Origin of the sequence: Oscillibacter sp. CU971 (assembly GCF_905219725.1) — a bacterium.
Taxonomy (GTDB): domain Bacteria; phylum Bacillota; class Clostridia; order Oscillospirales; family Oscillospiraceae; genus Oscillibacter.
The window spans coordinates 1-1,946 of sequence record NZ_CAJMXG010000407.1 but is presented as its reverse complement, the minus strand read 5'-3'; the positions used below and the strand labels follow the sequence as shown (position 1 = coordinate 1,946).

The window sequence follows — 1,946 nt, the reverse complement described above, 5'->3', positions numbered from 1 at the left end:
ACTGATACTTTGCAGACCCTTGTTGTGGCTCTCGGCGCTGGTTTGGGCGTGTGGGGCGTCGTCAATCTCCTGGAGGGCTACGGGTCGGATAACCCTGGCTCCAATGCTCATGTACGGTAAAGTATCACAAGAAAATTATGTCGAATTGACAGCCGCCTCCGCTATACCGAATAAGGAAATAAAGAGTCCTCAAATTTTGCGCTACTAAATGAAGACGAGCGGAAGTAATCTCCCGCTCGTCAGTAAACTTAACTATGCCATATCAATCCCGCTTCTTTCCCGCCACCGGCACTAAGAACAGCGCGGGCAACAGCAGGAAAGCGGTACAGACCAGCCCCCAGGGTATGGACACCTGCTGGGCTACCAGCCCCACAATAGGCCCGCCGATGATCTGCCCGAAAGAGTCCAGCTGTCCGCTGGTGGAAAAGACTGTGGCGCGCATTTTCTCATCCACATGGTCGTTCATCCAGGCGGCCAGCACAGGCTCCTTGATGGTGCGCATAAGCCCCGCCAGCAGGAACACCAACAACATGAACCAAAAGCTCCGCCCCACCGCGAAGAGAACCAGGCACAGGATATACCCGGCGCTGGTGGACATGACCACACTGGTTCGGCTGACAGTCCCTTTTTTCTCCATGCGGGCGATGAGCAACTGAGAAGCCAGAATACCTAAGCCGCTGCCGATAAGACTGATAACACCGAACCAAGTGACGCTGTTCAGCGGCCCGATAACGGGTATTACCGTGTCATCCAGAAAATGAGCGGTGGAGAGCCGGTCAAAGCCTTCACTGGCAAGTCCCCCGCATAGTGTGATTGCTAAGAGCGCCAGCAACACAGGTGCGCCTTTCACAAAGCCCAGGTTGAGCTTGAACAGGCAGACAAAGTCTTTAAGCAAGCCCTGCCGTTCCTCAATAGCAGGGGAGAAGTTGGTTTCTGGCATGATGCGAACCAACACCAGCCCCAACAACAAGCACAAACTGCCCCCCAAGATGACAGGCATTTGCAGGTTTATGTTTCCCAGCAGTGTGCCCAGCACCACGCCCAGAACGCCGCCGATTTGCCCCATTTGACTGCCCCGCAGGAACACCTTGTCTATGGGTTTGTCCTCTTCCTCCGAGGCAATCCACGCCTCCAGAGCGCCGGTGATGAAGGTATCACCGCAACCCCAGACAACCTGGGCCAGCAGAACCGGCGCGAACCACGGTAGCGCACCCTCCATCAGAAAGCCCAGGCCGTAGAGGAACATTCCAATCAGCACCGAGCGCCGACGGCTATACAAATCCGCCACCACACCGGTGGGTATCTCGAACAGAAAGCAGGAGGTCTCCAGAACCGTCCCTACCAGGACAAGCTGGAAAGCATCCAGCTGCACCACCTCCAGGTGGTACACGATGGAAAGCACTGTGGACATAGAAACCGCCAGGGAAAAGACAAATCGGAACAGCAGGTAGACAGAATATGCCTTTGAATTTTTAGCAAACATGAAGTTACATTCTCCTTTACGAATCAGTGGGTTGTTTTGTGAAACAAGCCCGACTGCCGCGCAGGAAGGGCAAACTTCTCAGCCCTTTCTAACAGTGATTTTAGAAAAGGCCTCCTAAAGTGCCCAAAGCGCCGTTAAAAGACTTGTTTCTGTTTTTGCAGTTTGCCATATGAATACCTCCGATACTGAAATTAGAACAACATGGCTGTTCTTCTTCGCGATATTATAGCAAATGGGCTTTGTGTTGTCAATGTAAAGAGAAGCGAGAGCGAGAGCGAGAGCGAGAGCGAGAGCGAGAGCGAGAGCGAGAGCGAGAGCGAGAGCGAGAGCGAGAGCGAGAGCGAGAGCGAGAGCGAGAGCGAGAGCAAGTATCGACCCGTGGCCCAAATTTCGCTCCGCTCATTTGTTCCCCTGGTCTGCTACTTGTTGGGGAGTGCCTTCCCCAAACCCTGCTGACCGGCGC

3 protein-coding genes are annotated in these 1,946 nt (G+C 54.1%); 2 read left to right on the top strand and 1 reads right to left on the bottom strand.

From position 1 onward, the window contains the following. A partial coding sequence (locus JX325_RS15945) for a Maff2 family mobile element protein (RefSeq protein WP_204792034.1) occupies positions 1 to 120 on the top strand: 120 nt, incomplete at its 5' end. Positions 121 to 262: 142 nt separating this feature from the next. On the opposite strand, the gene tet(40) is transcribed toward JX325_RS15945, so the two are convergent. Beyond that, on the bottom strand, positions 263 to 1,483 hold the full coding sequence (gene tet(40), locus JX325_RS15940) for a tetracycline efflux MFS transporter Tet(40) (protein WP_002578914.1): 1,221 nt from the start codon (positions 1,481 to 1,483) through the stop codon (positions 263 to 265). Positions 1,484 to 1,684: 201 nt separating this feature from the next. Here tet(40) and JX325_RS15935 point away from each other — a divergent pair, with 201 nt between their 5' ends. Beyond that, positions 1,685 to 1,939 carry a hypothetical protein gene (locus JX325_RS15935; protein WP_204792033.1) on the top strand — a complete coding sequence of 85 codons (255 nt, stop codon included), beginning with the start codon at positions 1,685 to 1,687 and terminating at the stop codon, positions 1,937 to 1,939. Positions 1,940 to 1,946 lie beyond the last annotated feature (7 nt).

Coding starts and splice junctions, on each gene's coding strand:
- JX325_RS15935 (WP_204792033.1), top strand. CDS start 1,685: ATGGCTGTTCTTCTTCGCGATATTATAGCAAATGGGCTTTGTGTTGTC.